This window comes from Prevotella sp. HUN102, assembly GCF_000688375.1.
In the GTDB taxonomy this organism is placed as follows: Bacteria; Bacteroidota; Bacteroidia; order Bacteroidales; family Bacteroidaceae; genus Prevotella.
The window spans coordinates 17,021-43,311 of sequence record NZ_JIAF01000004.1; the positions used below are offsets into that span (position 1 = coordinate 17,021).

General features: G+C 48.3%; 29 protein-coding genes. 21 read left to right on the forward strand and 8 right to left on the reverse strand.

Annotated features, from left to right (window positions below; translation table 11 throughout):
- Positions 1-11 precede the first annotated feature (11 nt).
- From P150_RS0104680 to P150_RS15975, 8 genes are all read left to right on the forward strand, one after another.
- Positions 12-1,124, forward strand: coding sequence for a hypothetical protein (locus tag P150_RS0104680; RefSeq protein WP_028896676.1), 1,113 nt, complete (start codon positions 12-14; stop codon positions 1,122-1,124).
- Positions 1,124-1,441, forward strand: a complete 318-nt coding sequence (locus tag P150_RS0104685; RefSeq protein ID WP_028896677.1) for a DUF6706 family protein — start codon at positions 1,124-1,126, stop codon at positions 1,439-1,441. Before P150_RS0104680 ends, P150_RS0104685 begins: the two co-directional genes overlap by 1 nt.
- Positions 1,438-1,761 (forward strand): hypothetical protein, encoded by a 324-nt coding sequence (locus P150_RS0104690; RefSeq protein WP_028896678.1) that lies wholly within the window; start codon positions 1,438-1,440, stop codon positions 1,759-1,761. Before P150_RS0104685 ends, P150_RS0104690 begins: the two co-directional genes overlap by 4 nt.
- Positions 1,752-2,048, forward strand: coding sequence for a hypothetical protein (locus tag P150_RS0104695; protein ID WP_028896679.1), 297 nt, complete (start codon positions 1,752-1,754; stop codon positions 2,046-2,048). The genes P150_RS0104690 and P150_RS0104695 overlap by 10 nt, the downstream gene beginning before the upstream one ends.
- Entirely contained in the window at positions 2,045-2,437 is a 393-nt protein-coding gene (locus tag P150_RS0104700; RefSeq protein WP_028896680.1) for a hypothetical protein, read from the forward strand. The genes P150_RS0104695 and P150_RS0104700 overlap by 4 nt, the downstream gene beginning before the upstream one ends.
- 2 nt (positions 2,438-2,439) lie before the next feature.
- Positions 2,440-2,958 carry a hypothetical protein gene (locus P150_RS0104705; protein WP_028896681.1) on the forward strand — a complete coding sequence of 173 codons (519 nt, stop codon included), beginning with the start codon at positions 2,440-2,442 and terminating at the stop codon, positions 2,956-2,958.
- Positions 2,959-3,035: 77 nt separating this feature from the next.
- Positions 3,036-3,422, forward strand: a complete 387-nt coding sequence (locus P150_RS0104710) for a hypothetical protein (RefSeq protein WP_028896682.1) — start codon at positions 3,036-3,038, stop codon at positions 3,420-3,422.
- 17 nt (positions 3,423-3,439) lie between these two features.
- Positions 3,440-3,622, forward strand: coding sequence for a hypothetical protein (locus P150_RS15975; protein WP_036932078.1), 183 nt, complete (start codon positions 3,440-3,442; stop codon positions 3,620-3,622).
- An 18-nt stretch (positions 3,623-3,640) separates the two neighbouring features.
- On the opposite strand, the gene P150_RS17940 is transcribed toward P150_RS15975, so the two are convergent.
- From P150_RS17940 to P150_RS0104730, 3 genes are read right to left on the reverse strand one after another with little or no spacing between them, the layout of a single operon-like run.
- Positions 3,641-4,012 carry a hypothetical protein gene (locus P150_RS17940; protein ID WP_036932079.1) on the reverse strand — a complete coding sequence of 124 codons (372 nt, stop codon included), beginning with the start codon at positions 4,010-4,012 and terminating at the stop codon, positions 3,641-3,643.
- A 4-nt stretch (positions 4,013-4,016) separates the two neighbouring features.
- Entirely contained in the window at positions 4,017-5,213 is a 1,197-nt protein-coding gene (locus P150_RS18155; protein ID WP_028896683.1) for a DUF4236 domain-containing protein, read from the reverse strand.
- Positions 5,213-5,500 (reverse strand): helix-turn-helix domain-containing protein, encoded by a 288-nt coding sequence (locus P150_RS0104730; protein ID WP_028896684.1) that lies wholly within the window; start codon positions 5,498-5,500, stop codon positions 5,213-5,215. Before P150_RS0104730 ends, P150_RS18155 begins: the two co-directional genes overlap by 1 nt.
- Positions 5,501-5,678: 178 nt before the next feature.
- On the opposite strand from P150_RS0104730, the gene P150_RS0104735 reads away from it, so the two are divergent.
- The 6 genes from P150_RS0104735 to P150_RS0104755 all read left to right on the forward strand — a co-directional run bounded on the left by P150_RS0104735 (position 5,679) and on the right by P150_RS0104755 (position 13,304).
- Positions 5,679-6,008 carry an SH3 beta-barrel fold-containing protein gene (locus tag P150_RS0104735; protein ID WP_028896685.1) on the forward strand — a complete coding sequence of 110 codons (330 nt, stop codon included), beginning with the start codon at positions 5,679-5,681 and terminating at the stop codon, positions 6,006-6,008.
- A 286-nt stretch (positions 6,009-6,294) separates the two neighbouring features.
- Positions 6,295-6,492, forward strand: coding sequence for a hypothetical protein (locus P150_RS17955; RefSeq protein ID WP_051617556.1), 198 nt, complete (start codon positions 6,295-6,297; stop codon positions 6,490-6,492).
- Positions 6,493-6,525: 33 nt separating this feature from the next.
- A complete protein-coding gene (locus P150_RS15985; protein WP_051617557.1) occupies positions 6,526-7,128 on the forward strand; it encodes a phage antirepressor KilAC domain-containing protein in 603 nt (200 codons plus the stop codon).
- Positions 7,129-7,177: 49 nt separating this feature from the next.
- The gene (locus P150_RS0104745) at positions 7,178-7,432 is read left to right on the forward strand and encodes a hypothetical protein (protein ID WP_028896686.1); all 255 of its coding nucleotides are present in this window, start codon (positions 7,178-7,180) and stop codon (positions 7,430-7,432) included.
- A gap of 167 nt (positions 7,433-7,599) precedes the next feature.
- Positions 7,600-12,885: a tape measure domain-containing protein gene (locus tag P150_RS15990; RefSeq protein ID WP_036932080.1), complete on the forward strand. Its 5,286-nt coding sequence runs from the start codon at positions 7,600-7,602 to the stop codon at positions 12,883-12,885.
- 2 nt (positions 12,886-12,887) lie between these two features.
- Entirely contained in the window at positions 12,888-13,304 is a 417-nt protein-coding gene (locus tag P150_RS0104755; protein WP_028896687.1) for a hypothetical protein, read from the forward strand.
- A 124-nt stretch (positions 13,305-13,428) separates the two neighbouring features.
- Here P150_RS0104755 and P150_RS0104760 read toward each other — a convergent pair whose 3' ends face one another.
- Positions 13,429-13,953, reverse strand: a complete 525-nt coding sequence (locus P150_RS0104760) for a hypothetical protein (protein WP_028896688.1) — start codon at positions 13,951-13,953, stop codon at positions 13,429-13,431.
- 327 nt (positions 13,954-14,280) lie between these two features.
- Here P150_RS0104760 and P150_RS15995 point away from each other — a divergent pair, with 327 nt between their 5' ends.
- The 7 genes from P150_RS15995 to P150_RS0104795 all read left to right on the forward strand — a co-directional run bounded on the left by P150_RS15995 (position 14,281) and on the right by P150_RS0104795 (position 22,970).
- Positions 14,281-17,406 (forward strand): hypothetical protein, encoded by a 3,126-nt coding sequence (locus P150_RS15995; protein ID WP_051617558.1) that lies wholly within the window; start codon positions 14,281-14,283, stop codon positions 17,404-17,406.
- Positions 17,407-17,504: 98 nt separating this feature from the next.
- On the forward strand, positions 17,505-18,530 hold the full coding sequence (locus tag P150_RS0104770; RefSeq protein ID WP_028896689.1) for a hypothetical protein: 1,026 nt from the start codon (positions 17,505-17,507) through the stop codon (positions 18,528-18,530).
- A gap of 64 nt (positions 18,531-18,594) precedes the next feature.
- Positions 18,595-20,709, forward strand: coding sequence for a hypothetical protein (locus P150_RS0104775; protein WP_028896690.1), 2,115 nt, complete (start codon positions 18,595-18,597; stop codon positions 20,707-20,709).
- A 214-nt stretch (positions 20,710-20,923) separates the two neighbouring features.
- On the forward strand, positions 20,924-21,355 hold the full coding sequence (locus P150_RS0104780; RefSeq protein WP_155952937.1) for a hypothetical protein: 432 nt from the start codon (positions 20,924-20,926) through the stop codon (positions 21,353-21,355).
- 18 nt (positions 21,356-21,373) lie between these two features.
- Positions 21,374-21,970: a hypothetical protein gene (locus tag P150_RS0104785; RefSeq protein WP_028896692.1), complete on the forward strand. Its 597-nt coding sequence runs from the start codon at positions 21,374-21,376 to the stop codon at positions 21,968-21,970.
- A 49-nt stretch (positions 21,971-22,019) separates the two neighbouring features.
- Positions 22,020-22,451: a DUF5675 family protein gene (locus P150_RS0104790; protein WP_028896693.1), complete on the forward strand. Its 432-nt coding sequence runs from the start codon at positions 22,020-22,022 to the stop codon at positions 22,449-22,451.
- A 6-nt stretch (positions 22,452-22,457) separates the two neighbouring features.
- The gene (locus tag P150_RS0104795) at positions 22,458-22,970 is read left to right on the forward strand and encodes a hypothetical protein (RefSeq protein ID WP_028896694.1); all 513 of its coding nucleotides are present in this window, start codon (positions 22,458-22,460) and stop codon (positions 22,968-22,970) included.
- A gap of 100 nt (positions 22,971-23,070) precedes the next feature.
- Here P150_RS0104795 and P150_RS0104800 read toward each other — a convergent pair whose 3' ends face one another.
- The 4 genes from P150_RS0104800 to P150_RS0104820 all read right to left on the reverse strand — a co-directional run bounded on the left by P150_RS0104800 (position 23,071) and on the right by P150_RS0104820 (position 26,258).
- Positions 23,071-23,826, reverse strand: coding sequence for a hypothetical protein (locus P150_RS0104800; protein ID WP_028896695.1), 756 nt, complete (start codon positions 23,824-23,826; stop codon positions 23,071-23,073).
- Positions 23,827-23,932: 106 nt separating this feature from the next.
- Positions 23,933-24,433: a hypothetical protein gene (locus P150_RS16000; protein ID WP_051617559.1), complete on the reverse strand. Its 501-nt coding sequence runs from the start codon at positions 24,431-24,433 to the stop codon at positions 23,933-23,935.
- 12 nt (positions 24,434-24,445) lie between these two features.
- Positions 24,446-25,762 (reverse strand): DNA cytosine methyltransferase, encoded by a 1,317-nt coding sequence (locus P150_RS16005; protein WP_051617560.1) that lies wholly within the window; start codon positions 25,760-25,762, stop codon positions 24,446-24,448.
- Positions 25,716-26,258: a hypothetical protein gene (locus P150_RS0104820; protein ID WP_028896696.1), complete on the reverse strand. Its 543-nt coding sequence runs from the start codon at positions 26,256-26,258 to the stop codon at positions 25,716-25,718. The genes P150_RS16005 and P150_RS0104820 overlap by 47 nt, the downstream gene beginning before the upstream one ends.
- Positions 26,259-26,291 lie beyond the last annotated feature (33 nt).

Below are 26,291 nucleotides of genomic sequence, written 5' to 3' on the forward strand. Positions count from 1 at the left end.
AGGACAAGATTATGACATTGACTATTCAGACTTTGTTCAACGAACCCGCTATTGTGGGTGCCGTTATTAACCGTGTCCTTCAGACCCGTAAGGACGCTATCTATTGGCAGCAGTACCTCAACTTCCGTCGTACCACTACCCGAGTGTTCAAGGACTACATCGGTTCCGTTCGTGGAGTTATGGCAGGTAGCATCAACTCCCAGTTTGGCGAGAAGCCTATCCGTGAACGTCAGAACATCGGCAGCGGATATGGTGAGATAGCCTACCTTGGCGACCGCTATCAGATGAGCGTAGACCGTCTTGAGGATTTGCGAGACCTCATTGACAAGTACAATGCAGCGAATGCCGCAGGGCAGGTTTCCGCCCTGAACGACATTATCGCCTTCATCTATGACGACTATCGGCAGGTAATGTTGGCGGCTCACAAGCGTATGGACTTGGTTGTGGGTTCGCTCCTTATGACTGGTAAGGCTGTTGTCCGCAACAAGGACAAGGCACAGAGCGAACAGGGTGCTACCGAGTTCCTTAACATCGAGTTGCCGTTTAACACACTTGTTCCTGCAAAGAGTGATGTGGTAGTGGACAGCAAGGTGAAGATGGTTTCTTGGTTGCAGGCTAAGCTCAACGAGATTGCTCCCGACTATGGCAAGTATCAGAAGATGATTATGAGCCGTGGCACATTCGTGAAGAATATTCTCGGTTCTTCGGAGTTCGGCGAGATGTTCAAGATGCAGTTAGGACAGAATCAGATGTACCTCTCCACTGGTTTGGTTACTTCTGACCTCGCATCGCAGCTGTTCACTGGCATTGGTCTCCCTGCCATCGAAATCAAGGAGGATTATGTCAAGGAACAGACAGGCAAGAACGTACAGGTGTACGCAGACGGCTACATTACCCTGCTTCCACAGGACAAGGTGGGCTATATGCGTTTCCACACTCCTTACGAGGCTACCGACCCAGTACCGGGCATGACCTATACACGTTCAGGTGAGGGAGAAATGCTGGTGGCTTCCAACCGTGACCACAACGGCCGCTATCTCGAGTACACGGCAGAGTGGATTCCACAGATTGCAGACCCGACAACCATTACCAACATTGACCTCTCTAAGGTAAACGCAGGCTAATGACCATCAAGGAATACATATCAGACAAGTTTCAGTCTTTCGGCATACAGGTGTCGGAGGCTGACTTGTTGGATATGTCCCTCAATGCCAACAAGGATTTGGAGGAAGAGGTAAGCCAAGAGTGTATCGGCTCTGTGTCGGTGGCTATGGCTCGCTTCATCCCCTCCCTTTTGCTCCGTGCGACCTCAATCAACGAGAGCGGTTTCTCCATGTCGTGGAATATAGACGGCATAAAGAGTTACTACTCTATGTTATGCAGACAGTACGGACTGAAAGACGAACTCAACGACAACAAACCCAAAATCCGTTTCCTATGATGTACGCTCCACACATATTGCAGGTAAAACAAGTAACACCGTTTCAAGAGGATGAGTTCGGACACTCTATCCCCGGTACTGGTGGCGAGCAATGGGTAACGCTTTGCAGATGCAGATGCGACGACAACACCACAAAGGAGTTCAAGTCTGCCAATGGCGAGGTGTACCGACCTAACTATCACGTGGTATGTGAGATGAGGGTAGATGTCAAGGCAGGGACAGAAGTAAGGTGTCTTGAGGGCGACAGCGTAAGGGGCGAGGGAAAGGTTTACATTCCAAAGAGAACGAATTTCTTTAATTATACAGAACTATGGTTATAGATAGCGATTTCTCCGATGTAGATGAGTTCTTCGATGAGGGAGAGTGGGAAGTGGAAAAGGCTATGATTGATGTTGGCGATGCAGCCGTAAAGGATGCGGAGGAAAGCGGCAACTACCAAGACCACACACTCACTTTGAGAACGTCTAACGGCTACGATGTAGATAAAGACGGACTGACATTGGAGAATACAGCCGACTACGCTTCTTATGTCGAGGCAAAGGGATTTGATGTGTTGAGCGGTTCAGCATTGAGAGCCGAGAAGAAACTAAAAGAATTGTTTGAATGATAGTAACTACCGACATAGCGGATATTCTCTTCCGGGACTGCAAGGATTTCGGGATAAAGATTGTGCCGTTTGGAAAGACCCTAACAGGTGAACTGACAGGCGAGCGCATCACTATCCATGTCAAGGGGCAGACACCCGAGACATATTGGGAGAAGAGCTTCTGTGAGGTCAATCTGTGCGTACCCGACCTTAGCCCCACCGAAGCGAACTACCCACGTCTGAAAGCGTTGGAGCGCAAGGCAAAGGAGAAGTTCAGAAGCGTAACGGACACTTTCGACGGCACGAGGTATCTCTATGAGGTGGACACTATTACTATTGAAGCGGACACTGCTTTGAAGTGCCATTTTGTTAATGTAAGATTATTGTTTAATGTATTAAATACTATTTGAGTATGAAACCATTTATCGGATTGAAAGCTGTTTATTATGGTGATGTTATGAAAGTGGCTCTTACCAAGCAGGCTTTGACAACTTGGCTGGGAACAGCTAAGAAGATTGAGAACGTTCACGAGGGAACGTGGAGATACGAGCAGGAAGATGCTACGGAAACCGAGTATATCAACGAACTTACGGGCGAGCCTTATTTCATCGACCAAGAAAAGAAAGGCAAGAAAACAATGTCCATCACTATTGGAGAGTACGATGTTGAAACCAGAGTTGCCCTTGCAGGTGGAAAGGCTCTCGATGCAGGTCTTGGTTGGGAAGCACCTGCCGATATTCCTGTTATCGAGAAATGTTTTGTCGGTCTCACCAAGACTGGCAATTACATCGTGTTCCCGAAAGCCTCTATCAAGGCAAAGGCAGACACACAGAACAAGAATGTAGGCTTGGGCATCACGGCCACAGCTATGGCTACGGGCGTATCTGGACTGCAAAGCGAGTATCTCATCGATGGCTCAAAGGTGGGTTAAGCTAAGAAGATTTTAGGATAACATCGGGGTGGAACGTGGCATTAGACCACCTCCACCCCCTTTTAATTATTTTCATTATGAGCAAAGCAAGTAAATTGATTTCTGATGCAATTATCGGTGCAGATTACATCCTTGTATATGTGAACAACAAAGCCTACCCTGTTAAACCTCCGACAATCAAGAAGATGGCAGGGGCTATCTCTTGTATCAGTAATTTGGATTTAGAAGACAAAGGGACATTAAAGGAGATGTTCCTATCAGCAAAGGACTGTAAAGCATACGCACAGGCTCTCTCGTGGTTTGTGAAAGGCGATTTGTCCCTTAGCGAGGAATTACAAGAGGGTACTTTTGAAGAGGTCGTAGATGCGCTTTCTTCCGCTTTTGATTTGGTGGGTATCAACCCTTTCTTGAAAGCTGCCAGTTTGACGAGGAACGCAAGCCTGCTGGCAGCAAGTCCGAGATAGTCGGAAACCGCACCCTTTTGGGGCAAATAGCGTCATTCGTGGATAGCTTGCATCTGACGTATGATGAAGTAGTTAATATTATTCCTTACCGTAACCTTGTCATCATGCAGAAAGACAAACAGCACGAGGCTTTCGGGGAGGTCGAGAGAGAAGTATCGGACAGCGAGATGTTCGGGGGCAAGTTTGACGAGCTGAAATAAAAAAGAGGGTAGCCAAAATTAACGGCTACCCTTTTCAATGTATTTTACTTCATTTTTCTCAAAATATCTATATCCTGAAAAAGAACCAGTCTTACAAAAGAACTTATCATCTTTTATTGAATCTACTATCAACTCACGACCGTCAAAAATAGACTCAACTTTATCTCCCGGTTTTACAGCATCAAGTCTTGGGTCATATTCTTTTCTCTTATCTTTAATTTCATTATCCACAACGTCTTTTTTAACGTCGGATATATTAGGTGTTTCAAAGCAAATATGCTCCGTCAATTTCCTCACATCATTTGTCATTATCCATAACTTGAAAAATAGGATAATCTGCAATATGCCAAAGATTATCAGCAAGATTGCGAATAGATTTAAGTCACCCATACCTTTAGTTATTTTGATTATTTAATAATTTCTTTGCTTTTTCTAAGCGAGTTATAAATTCCATAACATCATATTGAACAAAAGCCCATTTCCCATCTTCATATCTTATACTCTCGTTAGTTTCAAGTGCCTGCATAACCATATCGTGGAGAGAACTATCTGTATTACACGCAACATCTGCTCTTCTTTCATTCTCTTTCATAAAAACACTAATAGCAATCTTTATAACTCTAATTTCATTTACATAGTCCTTGCGTTTTCTGTATAAGATTGCCAATCTTTCGTATGGGTGTTTTACAGGTAATTGTGGAATAATCGCCTTTTCATAAACATTTATAGCTTCATCTATCATCTTTTCCTTTTCTAAGTTAATTCCAAGACCAATCAAGCGTGAACATTCCTCAAAATGATTTGTTTCCGTGAAAGGTTCTGTTTGTATTGGTTTCTTAAATTTCGCAACATCTAAATTAGATATTACTTCCATAAGTGCATTTTCATCTGAAAGCAAGACCTCTCTTGGAGTAGAGCCAGTCGCAATTCCTACAACTCCAATTTGTTCAAGTTGGTCAATTATTCTCCCTGCCCGATTATATCCAATACTAAATCTCCTTTGTATTGTACTTGTAGAACATTGCCGCGTGGAAATGACAAGACGTGCAGCATCTAAAAAACATGGGTCAAAATTTAGTAACTTGATTATATTTTGCACCTTAGATATATCTCCCTCTTTTAATTTTAAAGTTGGTTTTTCATATTCTTTCTCCACAATGTCATTTTGTAACGGTTCGTCATTTACAATGTCAACAGAATGTTTTTCTTTAGGGTTAGGAATACACAAGCCTATAATTATACCACCTATTGACAACAAAGGAAACCACCACCAAGAAGCATTGCCGAATGTTGGTAAAATGACAGATAGAAAAAGCGAAACGAAAATAACAAGAAAGCGTAAAGGATTTGCATTTATAGTTTCATTTTCTTGTTGCCTTTTCAGATCTCTATATGGAATATTTTTTGCACCACTTATCTTTTGTCTTGCATATAATCCAGTTCCCGGTATTCCTACATTTGTATAAATACCTTTCTTTCCTATTGTAACCTTTGCTCCTCGTGGTCCAACAGATAGACTTGTGCCACTTTTGCTTACATTCAAGTGTACGCCTTTAACTATTTTAATACGCTTGCGAAATAGTATTCCCATTATTTCCTATTGTTTACAAGTTCTTCCAAGTCTTTCCAACTATCGGCATGATAGATATTCTTACCATCCTTAATTAGAGCCACGAAGTTTGCACTCCCTGCCACTTCTTCGGATGAAGCGAACAACTGCCACATAGGGACATCAAGCATACAAGCAATCTCTTCTGCTTTTTCGACAAGCAACTTCCCTCCTACTTGGCGGCTCAACGCTTGGCGACTTACATCCATCTTGTCTGCAAGTTCCTGAAGCGTCATATTCTTTTCTTTTAGTATTTCCTTTATCCTCATATTGCAAAGATAGGCATTTATACATAATGTAAATAGAACTATTTACTAAATAATGTTAATAGCAATAATTTTATTACCCTTTTCCTTATTTATGTAAATAATTCTATTTACCTTTGCAATATGATTTAGAAACAAACGATTATTTCAGCCCTACGCATCACGGTTAAGCGACTTGATTATGGCAACAACATTTAGAAGTGAATTAAGCGAGTTGATGAAGAAGAGTTGGCAACTGGTTAAGACCTACGGCATCAGTCTTTCAGAAGCAATGCACAAAGTCTGGACACTCTTCAAGTTACGCAAGGCAATGAAGAAAGGTGTAGTGAAATTCTATTACGAGAAACTTTCGGGCGAGATAAGAACCGCTTGGGGTACTCTTAGAGAAGACTTGATACCTGCCACTTCGGGCGAGAACCGTAAGAAGAATGACAGCGTACAAGTGTATTATGATAGCGAAAAGCAAAGTTATCGTTGTTTCAAGATTGTAAACCTTATTAGAATGGCATAATTTATCTTAAAGGTAGGTATTGAAATAGTTAAATATCCCTTACAAAAAGTCCACTTGTGGATTTTGAAGCGAACAAGTAAAAATGCGCTACAAATCAAGGGGTTGCAACGTATCTGTTTAATATCTACCTTTGTATCAGAAAGTCGCTCGTGTGGTAACAAGCGATAGAGAAGAAATTTAGGGGTATTGATTTTAGGTGTATGTTACCACTTTAGACACCTTTAATCTTTGCCCCTGTTTTTATAAACAAAAAGGGCAGTGTTACAGCACCGCCCAACGTGAAACAATGAACACGAATAATACAATTCAGAATTTCGACAGCAAAGGTAATCAATCTTTTGCTAACAGCAACAAAAACGCTATCCAAGTTTTCAACAATCCGCAATTTGGCGCAATCCGAACTGCTGGCAGTGCAGACAATCCTTTGTTTTGTTTGTTAGATGTGTGCAAGGCTTTAGGACTTACGACAAAGTTTGTAAATTAACGACTTAACGATGAGGTTGTTTCAAAACACCCCATCACAGACAGCCTCGGAAGAACTCAACAAGCGTTGTTTGTGAATGAAGACGGTTTGTATGATGTGATACTCGATAGTCGTAAGCCCGAAGCACGACAATTTCGCAAATGGGTAACATCAGAAGTACTGCCCTCTATCCGCAAGACAGGCGGCTACATTGCCACCACCCAAGAGGACACGCCCGAACTTATTATGGCAAGAGCGTTGCAGGTTGCGCAGCAGACCATCACCAAGCACCAGCAGATGTTAGAGCAAGCCAAAGAGCGCATAGCCCTGCAAGAGCAAGAGATAAAGCAGCAAGCCCCCAAAGTTCAGTATGTAGATGAGGTGCTGCAATCAGTGAATACCTACACATCTACACAGATGAGCAAAGAACTCGGCTTGCGAGAGGCAGAGCAACTGCACAAGATACTCAAAGAAAAGGGTATCATGTTCAAGCAGTCGGGGCAGTGGCTACTCACGGCAAAGTATTGCGGCAAGGGCTACACAAAGCCACGCACGCACCAATTTACACGCAATGACGGCAGTATAGGCACGAACACCACCACCGTTTGGACAGAGAAAGGCAGAGCGTTTCTGCATCATATTATGAACGCAGCATAAACTTATTACAGATTAAACTTTCACTAACGATTATAAACGATTGAATATTATGGCAACAGAAGATATTAAAACGGCACGTACCATCGTGCTAAGCAAAGAAACGGCAGCATTGTTCGACTGCAAGAAGAATTTGGACGAGTGTTTCAACAAATTAGGTAAGGTTCACGATAAAATCTTCTGCCACAATGAGCAGTTCGATGATAAACTGTCCAATGCCTACGTGGCGATAAATCAACTTATCATGGACTTGCTCACCGAGCAGATTGATTATAACAGCACAGAGAGCCATTACAAGGTGATATGATTCGACATACAATATTCAAAGGGCTGCCTACCATTTGGTAAGCAGCCCTTTTTTGTGCCTTTTTGCCACAATAAAAACGTTGTGGCTTATAATGGAAAATGATATACACGCTTCTAATTTATAATGGGTATTTTTGGGAAATATACATTATAAAATTAGAATTAGATATGCCGCAGTTATCATTCCGTATAAATGCTGAGTGGGAGAAAGTTCAGAAACTCAGAGATGAAATTGCAAAGTTGAAGCAGGAGATTAAAGGTACTGATGCTATTCAGAATCCTACTGCTTTCAACAATCTTAATAACAAGTTACAGCAGACCTCCAAGGAGTTAGGCAACGTAACAGGTAGGATTGCGCAGGCTTCCGCCACAATGGAGACCGATTTCAAGCAGAAAATCTTTGCAGCCTCGCAGGGTGTCAATGACTTCACGGAGAAGATTATCGCACAGAAAGCGGTAGTCAAAGATGTTGCAGCTGATGTAAAGCGGTTGGGAGAAGCCTACCGTGATGCAAAGAAGTACAGCCCAATGTCGGCAGACGGAAAACTTGCCGAATGGAAAGCCGCCAAACGTGCGCTTGAAGAGGAGAAAGCCGCCTTATTCAGCCTTACCCAAGAGCAGGCAACCGCACGCCTATTCGTAAAAAGGCTGAATGATGAGTACAAGGCATTCCGGCAGGAAGGAGGAGGAACGGCGCAGACAATGAACTTGCTTTCCTCCAAGATGAAAGGAATTGCAGCTACCGTTATGGGTGGCATAGGGCTGAAAGAACTTGCAAGCCGTATTATCTCCGTTCGTGCCGAGTTTGAGAGTATGGAAACATCACTCAAAGTGTTGCTGGGTGGAAGCCAAGAAAGATTGGATAAAATAATGGGGCAAATCAAAGAGTACGCCCTTGCATCGCCTTTGAACACAAAGGACATGGTCGGTGCGGTGCAGATGATGACCTCTTTCGGTATCGAGGCGGAGAAGTCAATCGACTACTTGAAAGCCATCGGGGATATTTCAATGGGTGATACTGGCAAATTCAATTCCCTTGCACTCGCTTTCTCGCAGATGAGCAGCGCAGGAAAATTGATGGGGCAAGACCTTATGCAAATGGTCAATGCCGGATTCAATCCGTTGGAGGAAATTTCACGCAAGACTGGCAAATCCATAGGTGAATTGAAAGAAGAAATGTCTAAGGGTGCTATCACTTCTAAGATGGTACAGGACGCTTTCATATCCGTAACATCAGCAGGTGGCAAGTTTTACGGCATGGCATCAGAGGGCGCAAAGACGCTCAACGGACAGATTTCCATGCTGCAAGAGAGCTTCGATAATATGTTCAACGAGATAGGCTCAAAGGGCGAGGGGGTAGTTATGTCTGCCGTCAAGGCTGGTACTTATCTCGTGGAGAACTACGAGACCGTCGGAGGAATCATAATGGGAGTGGCAACCGTTTACGGAGTTTACAGGGCTGCATTGGTGGCGAATATTGCACTCGAGAAAATACAAGCCTTGAATCGTCTTTCTTCGATAAAACATACCACATTACTTGGAACGATAACAGATATTCTGAAAGCAAAAACGGCGGCACTCAATACCACAATGCTTGCAAGTCCCGTGTTTTGGATAGCTGCCGCAATAGTTGGAGTGGCTTATGCTTCTTATAAACTTGTTACATCTGAATCTGCCAAGGAGAGAGCAGTCAGGAAGACCAATGAGGCTATGGAGGAGCAGAAAAAAATACTTGATGAGCGAAAAGAAAAAATAAATGACCTTATAGGTATTATTAAGGATCAAAATTCAACAGAATATGATACTTTGAGTGCATATAAAGAACTCAAGGAAATAGCTCCTGAACTGACGGAAAAGTACACGCAGCAGCAGATTGCAGCACTTGAAACTTCTGAAGCACAAAAGGAACTCAACAAAAGTATGAATGAGATTGAGTACAAGAATGTGCAAAAAGAAATTGAAGATTTGACAGAAAAGCAGAAAGAACTTCAGGGAACAATAGAACTTTATGCCAATTCCAAATCATTGACTCAAGGAGATGCTCTGAATATGGCATCTACTGCCAACGAACTAAATGAGGTCAATGCTCAGCTTGATATTCTTAACGGAAAGTTAGGGCAGATGGACACTATCAGAAAAGAGATAGAGGAAAATAATAAACCTTACGAGATAAAGCTGAAGGAAGCCGAAGGTAATGTTGAGGCAAGGCAGCATATCCTTGATTTCTATTCTGAAGCTATGACTATGATTGAAGGCTTACAGGACAGTAATGATGGTATCAACTATGACAATGCAAAAGCACAGATAGACACATTTGTTAGTAATGCTGAAAAGGAATTGGACGACTTAAGGAAGGAACAAGAAAAAGACCCTTTAAATATGTCGTTGAAACTTGAGGCTATGGAAAAACAGTCGCTTCTCAATGACATATTGGCAATGAAGGACAATTTGGCCATAACTGGTGTTACGACCATTCCTCTGTTCTTTTCGGTAAAATATGATGGAGCAAAGGGATTGTTGGGAAAGGCTCTTGAGACCCTTTCGGGTGTGAAGAAGAACAAACCTCTTACTTTACAAGACGAATATGCCAATGCCTCAAAGGAATATCTAAATGCTAAAAAGAAACTCAACGAGATAGATAGAAATAAATCGGCACACACATCGAAGGAAAGAAAAGAGGCAGAGGAGGCTGTAAAGGTTGCAGAGTCGAGATTCAGGGCATTGGGTGGCAATATTGAAACACGCAATTCATCAAGAAATAAATCAAACGAGAAGCAGCGTAAGGCAGAGCAGGCAAGACATAAGGCAGAACAGGAAGCTCGGGAACGCCAACGTCAAGCCGAGGAAGCTGCACGCAAGCGTGAAACCCTCTTCGAGAGAAACATCGAGGCCGAGATAAAGGCGGACGACGACCTTATCAGGGCAGCAGAGGCGAAAGAGGAAGAGAGAATAGCATCCATAACCGACGCAGGAGAGAGAGAACGGGCTGAATACCAACTCCAGTATGACAAGACCATCCGACAGATACGGAAGCAGGCTGATGAAATGCAAAAGGCTAAGTACGAGGAGAACAAGAAAGACTGGGATCTGAACAACACCGACAAGACTAAGGTCTATTCCGACACCGAGGAGGGAAAGAAAGGTTACAAGGCCGTGAAACTCGGCGAGAACGAGGAAAGCTACATTCAGGCGATGATTGGCAAGGCTGACCGTGAATACGAGAGCCAACAGGGAAAATGGATGGAGGAACGGAGAGACGCACTCACGGCCTACCTGAAAGAGTACGGCTCGGTACAGCAGCAGCGTCTTGCCATCGCAGAGGAGTATGAGAGGAAGATAGCCGATGCAAGGACAGAGGGCGAGCGTCTCTCCCTCAATGCGCAGAAAATGAAAGCCTTGTCCGACTTCGATATAAAGAACGAGAAAGACGGACTGAACTGGGAAGAGGTTTTCGGAGACTTGGGAAATCAGACGATAGACAGGCTCGAGGAAATCAAGGCAAGGCTGCGTGAAATGCTCAATTCCGACAATCTCGACATCGAGGGCTATAAGTCTGCCGTGGAGCAGATAGGAAAGGTAAACGACGCTATCATCGAAGCACAAGACAGGCAGAACCCATTCTTCAGCCTTACCACGGAGCACGCAAGAGAGCGCAGAAAGCTCGAGATGGAAGCCGCAGACGCCATACAGCGGCAGACCGATGCAATGAACAGTCAGGCAGCTGCCAAGACGAGACTGTTCGGCAGGCAGTATGACGCAAGACAGGCTATTGAACGCACGGGCGTGAAGTATGACGGAGACATCACGGCTTCCAACACCGACGCCATTCTTCGTGAGGTGGAGAGGAAGTACGGCACGGACAGCGAGCAATACAGGAACGTGCGTAAGGCTATGGAGAAACTCGCAGAGAGCGAGATAGCCCTTGTATCGGCAAACAAGAAGAAGATTAAGGCGGACACCGATGCAGCCAATGCGCAGGGCAAGCTCAACAAGTTCCTCGATAACATTTCCAAAAAACTGCAAGGATTCATAGAGAGTTTTGAAAAAATCAACGCCAACATTCAGGAAATGCCGAACCTCCTTTCAAATCTCGGAGTGGACGGAGACAGTGCATTTTTCAAGGGGGTCGAGGATATGGCAAATGCCTCCAACGATGCGCTCGGGGCAATAAAGGATTTCGAGAGCGGTAATTTCGTGGGTGCCGCCGCAAAGGGCGTCAGCGCAATCGGCAATATAGTCAATGCGGGGCTGAATCTCTTCGGAGGTGGGGCTGACAGCGACAGGAATCTTGAAAAAGACATCGAACGGCTTACCTCATCGAACGAGGCTCTTATGAACTCCATAGATGCGCTTTCCGATGAAATGAAGAAAGGCGCAGTTGCGAATGCTCAGGAAATATACGAGGAGCAGAAGAAGCGGCTTGCGCAGGCCGAGAGCAATACACAGGAAATGATGGAACGCTCGGCAGGCTCGCACAAGAAGGGATTCGGAGGAAAGCACTCCTCAGCTTCGGCGATAGACAGAGACCTTAGGGGAACTGACTACTGGCAGCAGATAAGCAGCCTTCTCGGAAAGAAAGTAGGAAACGCCGGCAACTTCTTCAACCTCACGAGCGAGGAAATGGCGAGGGTCGCAAGAGAGCTTCCGGAGATATACTCGAGGATAAAGTCGCTTGCGGATGACGGATACAAGGACGCCGCCCAGTTTATGGACGAGTACATAGGCTATCACAAGCAGCTTGAGGAACTCGAGACGCAGGTGTTGGAGAAGCTCACATCCTCGTCATTCGACAGCATCGTGGGCGATTTCGAGAATGCGCTCCTTGATATGGAATCGGACGCCGAGAGTTTCGCCGAGAGTTTTGAGGGGTATATGCGCAAGGCTGTCATAGGTGCGCTTGTCTCGAACCAGTACAAGCCGTTGATAGAGAAATGGTACAAGGCTTTTGCCGGTTATATGGAATCGGACAAGAAGCTCGACCCCGAGGAAATCAGGAAACTCAAGGAGACGGGCGGCTCATACGTGGACAAGGAAACAGGAAAGAGCGTTGATTTTGAGAGTTGGAACGACATCGTAAAGATGGGGATTGATGCACGGAACGCCATCTTCGGAGAACTCGGACTTGGAAGCGGCAGCCAGTCGCAGAAAGCAACAGCTAACGGTGTTACGGAAATTACCTACGAGCAGGCGAGCAACATCGTTGCGCTCACTACGGCAGGGAATATCACACGAGACCAGATAAAGGACATCATAACCCTTACGAATGCGAAGATAGATGATTTCAAGGCCGTGCAGATGGAGACAAAGAATATTGCAGACGAGTTGAGGACAATACAGGCAAACTCCTATATTGAGTTGCAGGGCATACACGAGGACACCACTGCTATGAGCAAGGCTATCAAGTCTATGAGCAGCGACGTGTCGGATATTAAGAAACAAATTAAGGATATGTAACAATGGCAGAATTACTGATTAACGGAAAGGACGCTCTGGAAGAGTGGGGCGTGAGAATGGGGGATAACTTCCTTGATACGATTAACAGCTATGATACGTTGAAAGAGTACATCACCAACAACGACCGGACAAAGGACGGTGTGCAGTACGCTGATGTCATTCCCAAAGTGAACGAGCGGAGCCTTACGCTCAACTTCACGATGCAAGGAAATAGCGCAGCCGATTTCACGATAAAGAACAAGGCATTTAAGGAAGTCATGCGAGCAGGGAACGTTACAATACAAGTACCTGCCGACAGCCCCGATGTGTATCATCTTAAATACACGGGAAAGAGCTGCACCTTTGCACGGAACACGGAAAGGACATTTGCAAAAATTGGGTTGGCTTTTGTTGAGCCGAATCCGAAGAATCGATTGTAAAATACTCAACGCAAAAATGCGTTTAGCTTTTGAATCAACAAGTTACATAGAATCTTCGACCTTATCCGAGAAAACAAGGCAGCATAAATAAAGGGTAGTCTTAATGGCTACCCTTACATCTTTCTTAAATAGAAATAGATGGATGAATATCAAGTTTTTCTTTTATTTCGTCTAATGTTTTTGCATAATACACGTACCAACCACCATTTCCACCAGCATCTCGTGCTCCAATGTAATACTTATTCTTAAAAGTAAAAAGATAGATAGTTTGATATTGCCCCTTGTATGAATCTAAATATGTATATCTTTCTCGTAAACTTTTTGTAACCTGTATGAAAAAAGTACCATATCCCCCCGTTATACTTGGAATATCAATTTCTGAAAGAACATTTTGCAATTTACCATTTTCAAAATAGTAACGATGATAGACGGGGTATGTCAGCGTTTGGTCTACGTAATCGATTCTATTGTCGTATGAAGCATTATACATTGATGTCTCCTTTCCTTTTATTGTTGGTAAATCTACTCCGAAATCAATCACGGGCATACCTATATAATTGGTAATAGGCTTTACAACAACAGGTAAATCAACGTTTTGCCCTTTATAAGAAACGGTTATGATTGCACTTCCGACATGATTACCATTCACGTGGATTTTACGGTTCTGAAATTAGGTGCATCACCACATACAGCAGGGTTTTACAAGCGAATTTCAGACCTTGAAAATAAACTGAAATAAAGGTAACGGTGGGGCTAACCACCCCACCACAAAATAATGTCCATTAATGAAGATGATTATCCCGACTGGTTAGACAATCCCGTATCGAAAGAGGAAGCCGAGCAAATGATGGCTGAATACCTGTCATACACGGCTGGTATAGACCCTGAATAGCTAATTTGCCACAACAAAATCGTTGTGGCTTTTCTATTTTCTCTAATTTCTCTTGTCCTATCTCTTCTTGCTATCTTTGCCTATATGGTTATCTACGACATAGACGGTAAGAAGCTGCTTGACGCAATCCTTACAGAGAGTGCCGAGCATGAGCAAGAGTTGAGCAAGTCAGACTTCGTGAAACTCTCGTGGGAAAGTGATGTAAAACTCACTATTCCTGCCGGGTCGTATATTGTCCCATTTGAAGACGGACTGAAATACCGCTTACTCAATGCCTACACCCCTTCAGAGACAGATAAGGGTTTTAAGTATGATATAAGTTTCCATCATCCTTTGATGTGGCTTAGTCGTGTGCCGTTTCTGTATGTGGAGAACGACTTAAAACAACAGGAATGGTCGTTTGATGGGCTGACGGTTACGGCACTTGAATACGTCTGCAAGGCTATCAATGAAGCCTTTAACATCACAGACGATAACAAGAAATTTACCTACACCCTTTGCGGCACGGTGGACGGCTCTGTTAGTTTCTCCGTATCTTCAAATGACATACTCTCCGTTCTTTCCTCTATCGCACAGGCTTGCAAGGACAACAGCTGCGAGTGGCATCTGTCATGGGAGCATCGCTGCCTTTATTTCGGGCAGATAGCCATCAACTTAGGCGAGGAAGTTCCTTTGCTCAAAGTCCACGATAATATCCAGACAGCATCGGTAAGCGAGAGTAAGGAAGATTACTACAACTGCTTCTATCCGCAGGGTTCGACAAAGAACATGAGCCGCAAGGCGCAGGTAGGAACAGGAAACGTTGCTACCCTCGCACGTTTGGGGCTTGATACCACCAAGTACCCTGACGGCTGCATTTACATCGGTACAGATGGAAAGGTTATCACAAAGGCACAGTTTGAGGCAAGCAACGCTATCAAGCAGACACTTGCCCTCTCCTTTGATGACATATTTCCTCATATCGACCTTTACGCCTACAATATCCGCAAGCGCACAAGGTATCTGAAGAACGACACCACGGGCGAGTATGAACTGGATAGCAAGGGGAACAAGAAGATATACACAGTGTGGTATATGCGCCTTGCATACTGCACCACGACAAAGGACACGAGAAAGACACTCGTAAACACCACCACCGACAACGGTATTACCCACTACTGGTATGACTACGACCTCGACAGGAAGAAACAGGTCTTGCAGGGCTATGAGTTAAAAGGGACGTTCAAGGTAAACACGCATACCACGAACAACAAGTATGACGCCCTCACACAGTCTTTGGTCGGACAGCCGAGTGGACAGGACGGCTTCGAGTTGTACTACCACGAGGAAAACAGCCACTCAATCTCGGCCAATTCATCCGAGGGAGACAGTGGAGTGTCCGTGCTTAAGGGCGACTACAAGATTAAGATGTATCAGAGCGGCGACACTATTATCCCTACCAATGAGGAAGACGGACTGATACCGCACGGCAAGGCTCTTCCAGACCTCACCTGCAACATCGTTGTGCTGTTCAACATCGTAATGGGCGAGTACGAGACAAAGCTCGCACAGGAGGAACTCGCTGCACGCACCATCAAGACCATAGAAGACAGGACAAAGGACAAGAACAACTATACAACTCGTTCCAATCCCGTAGAGTTCGCAAGGAAGAATCCTAACCTCCATATCGGGCAGAAAGTAACCTATGATGACGGCTTTGGCTATAAGCTCTCCACACGAGTTATCAAGCTCGTAACGAAACTCGACTATCCTATTATACAGGAGATAACACTCGGAAACCAAGCCATCAAGGGAACAATCTCGCAGTTGAAGGAGGATGTGAGCAACATCCTCTCTGGCAATTTCAGCGGAGGGGGAATCAACGGAGAGCAGGCATACAGCATAGTGAGAAACTACGTTGATGACCGTTTCCTCCGTAAGAACGCTCCTGACACCGCCCGTGATCTCATCACTTTCCTCAAGGGCGTCATCCTCGGTAAGGACTACTCCATTACCGCACAGGGAAAGGCCGTATTATCAAGCATCTTCGGGAAATCGTTCCAGCAGGGCATCAACGGCAGGGATTTCGGCTTCTGGACGGACGAGAAGGGACGGGGACACATAGAGACGGATTTCCTCTCGGCGAGGGTAAAGGCCGTGTTCCAGTCGCTCGAGATCAGGGAACTCTCATACGTGGGCGGCAACTTCGTGTTCTCCGGCGCAGGCGGGAAGATATACAGGGTCGCGGCGACAGACAGTCAGGGGAAGCCGACCGACGGCGAGCCTTTCGCCTACCGCTGCTATATGATAGCCGACGACGGAACGACCCGGACCATAAACAAGTTCAAGATAGGAGACCAAGTTCGCTGCCAGACGTTCAACATCAAGGAGGGCGTCTATGAGAACGTGGGCAACAGGCACTACTGGAGGCTGTGCGTGGGCACGGGCACGGAGGAAGTGGACGGAAAGACGCTGAACTACATAGACCTCTCGAACTCACTCTCCGTGGAGGTGGAATATGGGGGAAGACGTATAAGCTGCATAGGCTACGACGAGGGAGCAATGGATATTCCACAGGCCGGAGACAGCATCGTTCAGGAGGGTTCTCAGACGGACGGGGAGCGTCAGAGTCTGATAATGATCCTGACCGAGGGAACGGAAGCTCCCGCGATAAGTATGTACGACGGAGTGAACGGCTACGACCTCTCATCCCACCGTGTGATACATTTATCTCCAAAGGGATGTGTAATCTCGTCCCAATACCTGACAGTGCAGAGCAGCTCGGGTGCAACCTCCCCGATGGTGACCTACCTCGGCGACTGGCAGCCCGACGGACGGTACGGGCACTACGACAGCGTTACCCACGACGGCTCCACGTGGCTCTGCACCGTCCCAAAGGGGCAGCTCGCCACGGAGGAGCCGTCCGAAAGCAGCAGCCAGTGGAAACGGCAGGTGGCAAAAGGAGAAAGTCCGGTATCCGTCCAGATATTGGGAGGCAACATCATCCGCAACGGACAGGGATCGACAACGCTCACGGCATACGTGTGGAAAGGCAACGAGGACATAACGGAAAGGTTCAAGCCCGGGGACTTCTCGTGGACAAGGGACAGCGGCAACCCGGAGTACGACACGGAATGGAACAGACGGCACAGGGGATTCGGACGGACGCTTACCGTGAGCGCGCAGGACGTTTTCAAGCGTGCCACGTTCGACTGCATACTCACGATGTGAGATGGGAAACGGGAAATGGGAAATGGGAAATGTGAAATGGGAAAACTCTCACATCCAACATCTCACATCCAACATCTCACATTTAAAATTATAAAGCAATGGCAACAACAGCAAGAAATCAAATCACGATCGTGGACCTCAACGACGCCAAGTCCGTGCAGGTCTACTTCACGGCGTCGCAGGGGTTCTCGCAGCACTACAACCCCGACACCCACAAGTTCAGCCCGGCGTACCCGTCGGCGAACAACGTCATAACCCCGAGGGTGTACGAGACGGGCGACCCCAACGACCATCTGGCGCGCTGTACGAACGTGAGGTACACCATCAACGGCACGGCCTTCACGGCGTCGAACTCCAACACCTCATACGTGGTCGGGGCGGACGGCAGGCTGACCGTCAAGGTAAACCTCACGGGCAACCTCAACGTAACCTTCGAAGCCGACTACGCCGACGAGGACAACATCGTCTCCAAGATCGGAGGCTCGTTCACGGTCGTGCGCAACGAGTCATCGGGCGCACTCTTCCAAGTGGTGCTCACCTGCCCCAAGGGCAACATCTTCGACAAGTCCGTAGCGGGCGACCTCACGGTAAAGGCGCAGGCCGTGCGCGGGGGAACGCCCGACACTACCAACGTGAGCTATGCGTGGACGCAGTTCGACATCAGGACAGGTGTGTGGAAGCCAGTGGCGTCGGGACGCTCCAACGGGGCGGTTCTCACCGTGAAGCCCGACGACGTGCTCAACTTTCAGACCTTCAAGTGCGTGGCCACCGACGCCGGGGGCAGCGACGCGGCGGCGACGGCGGAGGAGATCGTTACCTTCCAGGACCTCACCGACCCCTACGTGCTCGAACTCTACTGCCCCACGGGCGACAAGATAGTGAACGGCACTGGCTCCACCACCGTAAACGCCCGCGTATGGCAGGGAGGAACGAAGGTGGAGGACGAGGCAACGCCCGAGCCGAGCCGTAAGTTCACCTACGCGTGGATGAAGCTCGACGCCTCCGGAAAGCCCTCCAACTTCAACGGAACCACGTCGCCCTCCAAGGCCGGCAACCCCCTCACCGTGGGGGCGGCCGACATCAGCGGCAAGGCCACCTTCGTGTGCGAGATAACGAAGAAGTAAGAAGGGACGGGAAATGGGAAAGTTTTCCACATCTTCCATTTCCCCTCTCACATTTCACATCAATATGATACTTGCAAGAGGACAGATAACAATCACTTCGATACACGACGGCAGGGACGGGAAATCTTCTGCCGTGAGGAAACTCGACACGCACGTCCGTAAATATGACAGTGCGAAATGGGAAGTCTATGCACAGTCCGGGCGCAGGGAAACATGGAACGCCATCGCCAACGTCAGGGATTTCAACACTGGAGACACGGCCTATCTCGAAGGCATTGTAACCGACAGGGGAAACGCTGAATGTATGCTGTTTGGTGAAGTGGTGGGGAAAAACGGAAGCGACATCACGCTGAAAACGACGGCTTTCATAAAAGACGGAAACAACGGCACGGACGCCTACTCCGTGGACCTCACTCCCTCGGAAATAGTCTTCGAGACCGACATCAACGGCACAGCCGTCAATCCGAGTGGGAAGCCCGCCGCGCTCACGGTGCGCAGAGGCTCGTCCGTAATCCAGCCCACGTCCGTGAGCATCACACGCCTCGAGGGCTGCACGGCGCGCTTCGAGAGCGGAAAGGTCATCATAACCACCCTCGCCCGGAGGGACGGGATGTCCGTCCCCACCGGCTACGTGAACCTCCGTGTCACCGCGGATGGAAACACCTTCGAGAAGCAGCTCGTCTTCACGGTCAATACGCAGGCCGTGCTCACAAGCATCACGGCCGAGAACGGGCAGATACGGCAGCGCGTGGAAAAGGTTGAGAGCGAGAATGCGTCCCTCACCACCTCCGTGAGCCAAATCCGACAGCAGGCCGACAGAATTTCCGTTGAGCTGACGCAGCGCAGGTTCTCGGGCATCAACCTGCTCAAGGGGGCAAGCCTGAGAAGCGAGAACCTCACCATCGAGACCGACACGACGACCATCTGGGGAGGAACGCTGAGCGAGAAGAGAATCGAACTGACAGCCGGCTATCGCTGCGCCTACATCAAAGCGGCGGGGCAGACGGCCGACACGCAGGGCGGGCTTTTCTTCGTCGGACGCATCAACGGCAGGGGCGTCTACACCCTGTCATTCCGCGCCCAGCTCGCCACCACGCCCGACAGGGGGATGAGAATCAACGCCTGCCTGAACAGGACGATGAACACCCGCGTGCAATGGCTGCCCGAACAGTCATTCGAGCTGCTGTCCAATTCCGAATGGAATCAATACACGTTCCAGATACAAGTGCCCGACACTACCTGCCCGTATCTTGAGGTTTCCATCCGGCTCGTGCGCAACGGCGAGGTCAGGATCAGGGACATCCAGCTCGAGGAAGGAACCGTGGCCACGGCGTGGAAAGACCCAGACACGAGGGAGGCACTCAAACGGTCGGGCCTTGACATCGACCTTGAGAAATTCATAGCCACCACCGACAACTTCGTGATAAGGAACTCGAGGGGCGAGGACAACCTTCTCGTGGATGAGCACGGAATGGTAAACGCGAAGCTCATCAGGGCGCGGACGCTCGAGACCCTCAATCAGGGACGCGGCTCCGTCAGGGCCGAGAACGGCGTCCTCGAGGTGCTCAACCCACAGGGAAAGGTAAACATAAGGTTCGGACTCGTGAACGGTCTCGTCGTGCTCGCCTACTACGACAACTCCGGAAAGCTCCTCTACACCCTCGGACCCGACGGGATGAGCGCGAGGGACATCACCGAGGAGAAGTTTCTCGAGAAGCCCTTCGCAGAGATAAACCCCACGGTCTATCCCGTCGCCAAGATGGAGGACATCGTGTCCAACGGCAGCCTGATGCGCACGCTCTTCGCCCGGAAGGGCAGCCACCCCGGCAACGCCCTCAGGGACGTGATACTCTACCAGTACACTGCCGGAAGGGTGGGCAACGAGGTTGTGAGGGGACTCTGGGCAGATACTCCGTCGCAGGCAATCGGGGCAAACGGCAGGTACTTCCCGAGAATAGGCAACGTGGCATCAACGCCCAACGCAAGGGGATTTTTCGCCGAGACAAGTTACACTTGGGGACTGATAGGCGCAGTGCCACAGGATTACAGCAGATACGAGAGATTCTACGCCGTCAAGGTAAACTTCAACCAAGGCTCCTTCAAGCGGAGGATACTCGTGCTGCTCGACGGACTGCCAGCAACGGTCGAAGTATATTCAAACACGATTTATGAAATATGAAAAGGGAAACGGGAAAACTCTCCCATCTCCCATTTAACATCTCCCATTTAACATCTTAAAAACAACAAGCAATATGAAACAGTACAGAAAACAGGACGGAACAGTCTACGACGGCATTTCCATACAGTTCGAGGGAATGACCATTACCAACCCCACCGAGGAGATGCTTCTCCGTGCGGGCTACGAGGAGTACATCCCAGAGATCTACGTGCCCGTGGCCGAGGAACCCACGGCAGCCGAGGTGCTCGAGGCAGTAAAGAAGCACATCAGGACGGACGCCATCAGCGACGGGGATGCCGTTAAAATCGCAGCCGTCTTCCCGACGTGGAAGTCGAGGATAGGACGGCAGGTGAAGACGGGCGAGAGACTCTGGTTCAACGGCTGCCTCTATAAGGTAATGCGGGACCATACCGTGGCTGAGGAGCGGCAGCCGAGTATCTACACCCTCCAGCTTTACGATCAAGTGGGGACTCACGACAGGGGAAGGAATTCCTCCGATGCGATAGAGTTCCAGTACGGAATGGCTCTCGTGCAGGGACGCTACTACAAGGACGACGGACAGCTCTACCTCTGCACGATGTCCCTGCCCAACTGCACGTTTGACTTGAAACACCTCGTAGGAGAATACGTGGAGAAGGTACTTTAATTTAAAACGACGGCGCAAATGGTAAAGGAAAGTCTGGACACGGCAAGAGCCGTGAGCGACCTCGGGATGATGGCGGTGACGGCAGGGTTCTTCCTTGTACTGTCAGCCGGCTTGTGCATCGCCTGCTTCAGGTGGTTCAAGTCAATGATAGACAGGATGCTTGACAGGAACGTTGAAATGATGGACGAGCTGCTTTCGGAGACGAAGAGCCAGAAAGTCATACTTCAGGACATATCCGAGGGGCTGATGCCGGAGACCATCCTCCGGATAAGGAACACGGCGAACATAGTCTTCAACCTCTCCGTGCACGACGTGATAAGGGTAATCAGGCAGGTAAAGACGGAAAACCACATTTCCGACAGGGAAGCCACGAGGAGAAAAATCCGTCAGCTCCTGAAAACCCTGCACGACGAGAGGAACACGCTCTTCGACCTCTATACTTACGGAGGGCACAAGCTGAGGTTCTACACGAGGGAGGAATGGATAGACTGGGTGGCTGACGCCGTGGAGACGGAGGTCTACAAGGAGAGCTTCATAGAGGAGAAAGCCTATATGAGAGTGAAGTCCGTGTATGAGAGAATCAAGATAGATTTCAGCGAGCGGCTCACTTCGTGAGTTCAACGTTGATTTTACATGCAAACCATAAAAAGGAAAGGAAAACAAAATGGAACTGAGAGTGAAGAGAATTGCAAGGAGGGACACCTACACGGTAGGGCGTCTGTACGTGGACGGAAAGCGTTTCTGCGACACGCTCGAGGACACCGACAGGGGGCTGAGTTCCCTGATGACGGAGGCCGAGGTAAGGAACGTGAAGAAAAAGGGAATCACGGCGATTCCAACGGGAAGATACCGGGTGATATACACCTTCTCGCCGATGTTCAGGAGACGGATGCCCCTGCTCTGCGGTGTCAAGGGGTTCGAGGCGATACGCATACACCCCGGCAACACGGCGAGGGACACCGAGGGCTGCATCCTCGTGGGGAGGAACGCCAAGGTGGGGATGCTCACCGAGTCGCGCACGGAGTTTGAGCGCCTTGACGCCCTGATGAGGGATGCCGAGGCGAGGAACGAGGGTATTTACATAATGGTGGAATAACGGACTATGAATAAAATAAAGGGATATGTATGGGGCATCGTAATCTGCGCAGTCATCACGGTGCTCTCCGGGTGCGGGACGAAATACGTCCCTGTCGAGACACGCACCACCGACACCGTGTACAAGGCACGGACGGACAGCGTGGCGACGAGGAACGTATTCGAGACGAGGTATCTTTACGGCTTCAGGGATTCAATACGGATAAGGGATTCCGTGAGAATCAGGGTCAATGAGAGAGGGGAGGAGATAGGCAGGGACACGTGGCACCGTGAATTTGTCGGACGCAGCGAGAGGGAGTTCAGCGGCATCAGGAACGAGAGGGACTTCTACAAGGCGAAGGCCGACTCCCTTCAGGCACTCAGGTCTAAGTATAAGGAAGTGCCTAAGGTGGTGGAGAGGAAGCTGAACAGGTGGGAGCGGCTCAAGATGGACGTCGGAGGTGTCGCCATCGGCGTCAGCCTGATATTCGTCCTCTTCGTCATACGGTGGATAGTGAGAGCCGTGCGCGGCCGAATTTGATTTTTTTATATTTGTTTTTGTATCAGATTTTTTGTTCAGGTTAGTTTTTGGTTATGAAGAAGCCCCCATCCGTGCGTGAGTATGGATGGGGGCTGAAGTTTCAGGGTTTCGCATCAAGCTCCCTTACCAGTTCCTCGTTGAGTGACACCGCCTCCATCCCGCTTTCGTTGATGTACCGCTCCTTGGTGATATTGTACTCGATGATGTCGAATGCGAGCTTGCAGTCCGGCTCCTCGTCAAGGTCTATGTCGCAGTCCCGGCAGAGCCTGTCGGTTATTACCGACCACGCACTGAGGACAGGATGCAGCCGTGCGGGGAGGAAGGTCATCCTCAGATCCACAGGAGGTATCGGGGGTGTCTCCTCGAAAAACTTGTCGAAGAGGAAGACGGAGTATTTCAGCAGCTGGTCGGCGCAGATGACGTGCGCCTTCAGGGCTGACTCTTCCACGTTCCTCTTGTCGAGTGCCTGCTTGACGGCCATATACAGCTTGAAGACATGAGGCTTGAGCCTCTCGTTCACGGCATCGAGGAAGTCCATGTAGAGCTGCCTCTTGTCCACCTCCTCCGAGCGCATGTCTTCCAAGCTCCTCCTGTCGTAGTCTCCGTACCTCTTCAGAGCATCCTTGCAGGCTTTCTTGACCTCGTGCCTGTAATGCTTCGTTTTCTGCAGGAGCCTCACGGTGTCGAGCATTTCGGTGTGCGCCACGTCGTTGGCTGCGCACACTATCGTGTGGAAGAGTACCGATACCCTGTTGAACGTCCTCCTCTTCTCCTCCGTCATGGTCGTCTGGTTGGCAAGGTCTCCCGTCCCGATGCCTCCGGAGGGGAGTTTTCCAAGTGTGGTGTATGTCTTCATTTCTCTCGCTTGTATTGGTTGATGTAGTTCCTGTATAAGCGGGGGAAGAATCTCTTGATGTAATCCTCTCCGTACATTGCGTGCATTCTTTCGTACTGTTCTCTGTTCATATTCCTTTTGCTTTAAATTCCGTTTCAGGCGAACGGTGCTCGCCCTTCTTTATCATTCCTCTGTTCCGGACGCATCTGTTGATGGCTTGCATCAGCTTCAGGTTCCGCTCATTGAGCGCACGAGTGAACTTGGAATTCTTCTCAAGTCCGAGTTTGCGCGCTTTCCTTACAACCGTCCGTTGGGACACTCCGAGTTCCACGGCAAGGTCGGCGTTCTTGGTATCGCTGAAATGCTCCCTGAGCGTGCGGAGCATTGTGTCGCTCCAGTATATCCGCACCGTCCCTCCCTGCTTTGAGCAAGTCCGTCCGAACTGTGGGTAGAAGAAAATGCCGTCGGGCTTTTTTCTTTTGGACGCATACCACTCACGACCGATTTTCCTCTCACACTCCTTGCAGTATTTCGAGTATCTGTTCTTGCCCTTGTAGAACTCTCTCTTGTACTTCGTCTCCCCGCAGCGGGGACATCTTTTCTTCTTTGCGTATTTGGATTCTTTCATTTTAAATCTGGTTTATCTTTTATATTCCTTTTCTCCAGTAAGGTCTCCCGCCGAATAACGGATGGCCAAGCCAATAGCTTTTGCCAACAATGGTGGTACGGCATTCCCGATTTGTACCAACTGTTTGTTTTTCGTGCCTTCAAAAATGAAATCATCAGGGAAAGACTGCAATCGTGCCATCTCTCTTGCAGTCAAAACTCTCGGCAGTTTCGGGTGGATGTTCACGCCGCCGTGATTCTCTTTGATGGTACACGAAGCCTCGTTCCACGGGCATTTCTTCCACGCATCCGAATAACCCTTGTAGAGACTCTGTCCTTCGGGCAGCGCAGCCATTCTTTCAGCCATGTCGGGACGATGTCGTGTAGGCACGTGATTGAATTCCGGTGTAGAGGGCAACGTCATAAGGTCTTCAATGGCTTGTCCGGTGGTAACGTATTTGTCGGGTGTGAGTATCGGTTTCGGGTAATAAATTTTCTTTCCAATCTTGTTTCCGATGAAGATAACACGTTCACGCTTTTGCGGCACATAGTAGTCGGCAGCGCATAGTGTGGTTACGTGCATTTCGTAACCGATTTCCTTGAAGTCTGAAAGGATTTTTTCTTCCACCTTTCCTCCGAGCATACTGCGCAGCCCCTTCACATTTTCGCATAGTACATAGTCAGGATTCAGATTCTTCACTACTTCCAGCAGTTCTCTGTAAAGCGAATTTCTCGGGTCGTCCACAATTCTGTTGCCAGCCATACTGAAGCCTTGACAGGGAAACCCGCCTGCCACTAAGCTGAGCTTTCTGCCGTTCAGCTGTTGTTCCACGGTGGAATAAAATTCATTTTTCGCTTTCTGTGTGGTAATATCTCCCAATACGAACGGGTGATGGAAGTTTCTGTGATAAGTCATTCCTGCTTCCTTGAACCAGTCGAGACCACAAATGCCTTGCAACCCTGCCATTTCGAGGCCTTTGCTAAGTCCTCCGGCACCACAGAAACAATCCACGAAGGTCATTTCCGAGGGTTTTGTGTCGGTCCATGATGAGCTGATGTCTTGCCAGTTTACAATATCTGACCGCTTTGCTGCCTTTATAGGCTTCTTCTCTTCATATTCAGCTTCGCCAAAAAGATTATAAGTAATCTTTTCGGGGGCATTGCGCATCAGTCCAGCCAGTGCGTCGGCAGACCATGCGGGGAATATCTCCCCGTCGTAGTGCTTGCGGAAGAAAGCCCATTCGTCCTCCTCAAGGATTCCGTTCACGTAGCACATATCGGCAGTCTCGGGACTTACTCCCTGCTCAAGGAGTTTTCTGCCCTGTTCTATCGTCGTTGCTGTCCGTGTCATTTTCGATATATTTTCTGAATAACGCTCTCAGTTCCTCCTTGCACTTGCGATACGTCTCTATCGACTTGAAGGAAAAAAGAGTTAAAATGCCTTTTTCATATCCTAAAAAGGAGATTAGCTCCGGGGACATGGATATTATTATGGGTTCGCGGTCCTCAATCGTCCTCACTTCCATTTTCTCCGCATCCCACCAAAGACCTTCCTCTTTCATCCTGTCGAAGAGGAGCTGCTTTTCTTCTTCGGTGGCATGCCGGAAAGCGTCAGACCTCCATAATATATCCATCCCTCTTCCTCTTCTGTTATCGTAGTGAGAGGAAAAAGTTCCTCCGTCCGAATATTCCCTGAATATGACGGAGACACCATTTTCGTGGCTCATCAGTACGTCTCCGTTGCTGAACTCCTTTTTTTTCTCAACAACAACCTCGTTGTCGCTGACGGTGGCCTTGCATCCATCGGGAATCCGGATTCGGTCGCCTGACTGTAATTCTACCTTCATTTTATATGTGCTTTAATATCGTTACAATTACCC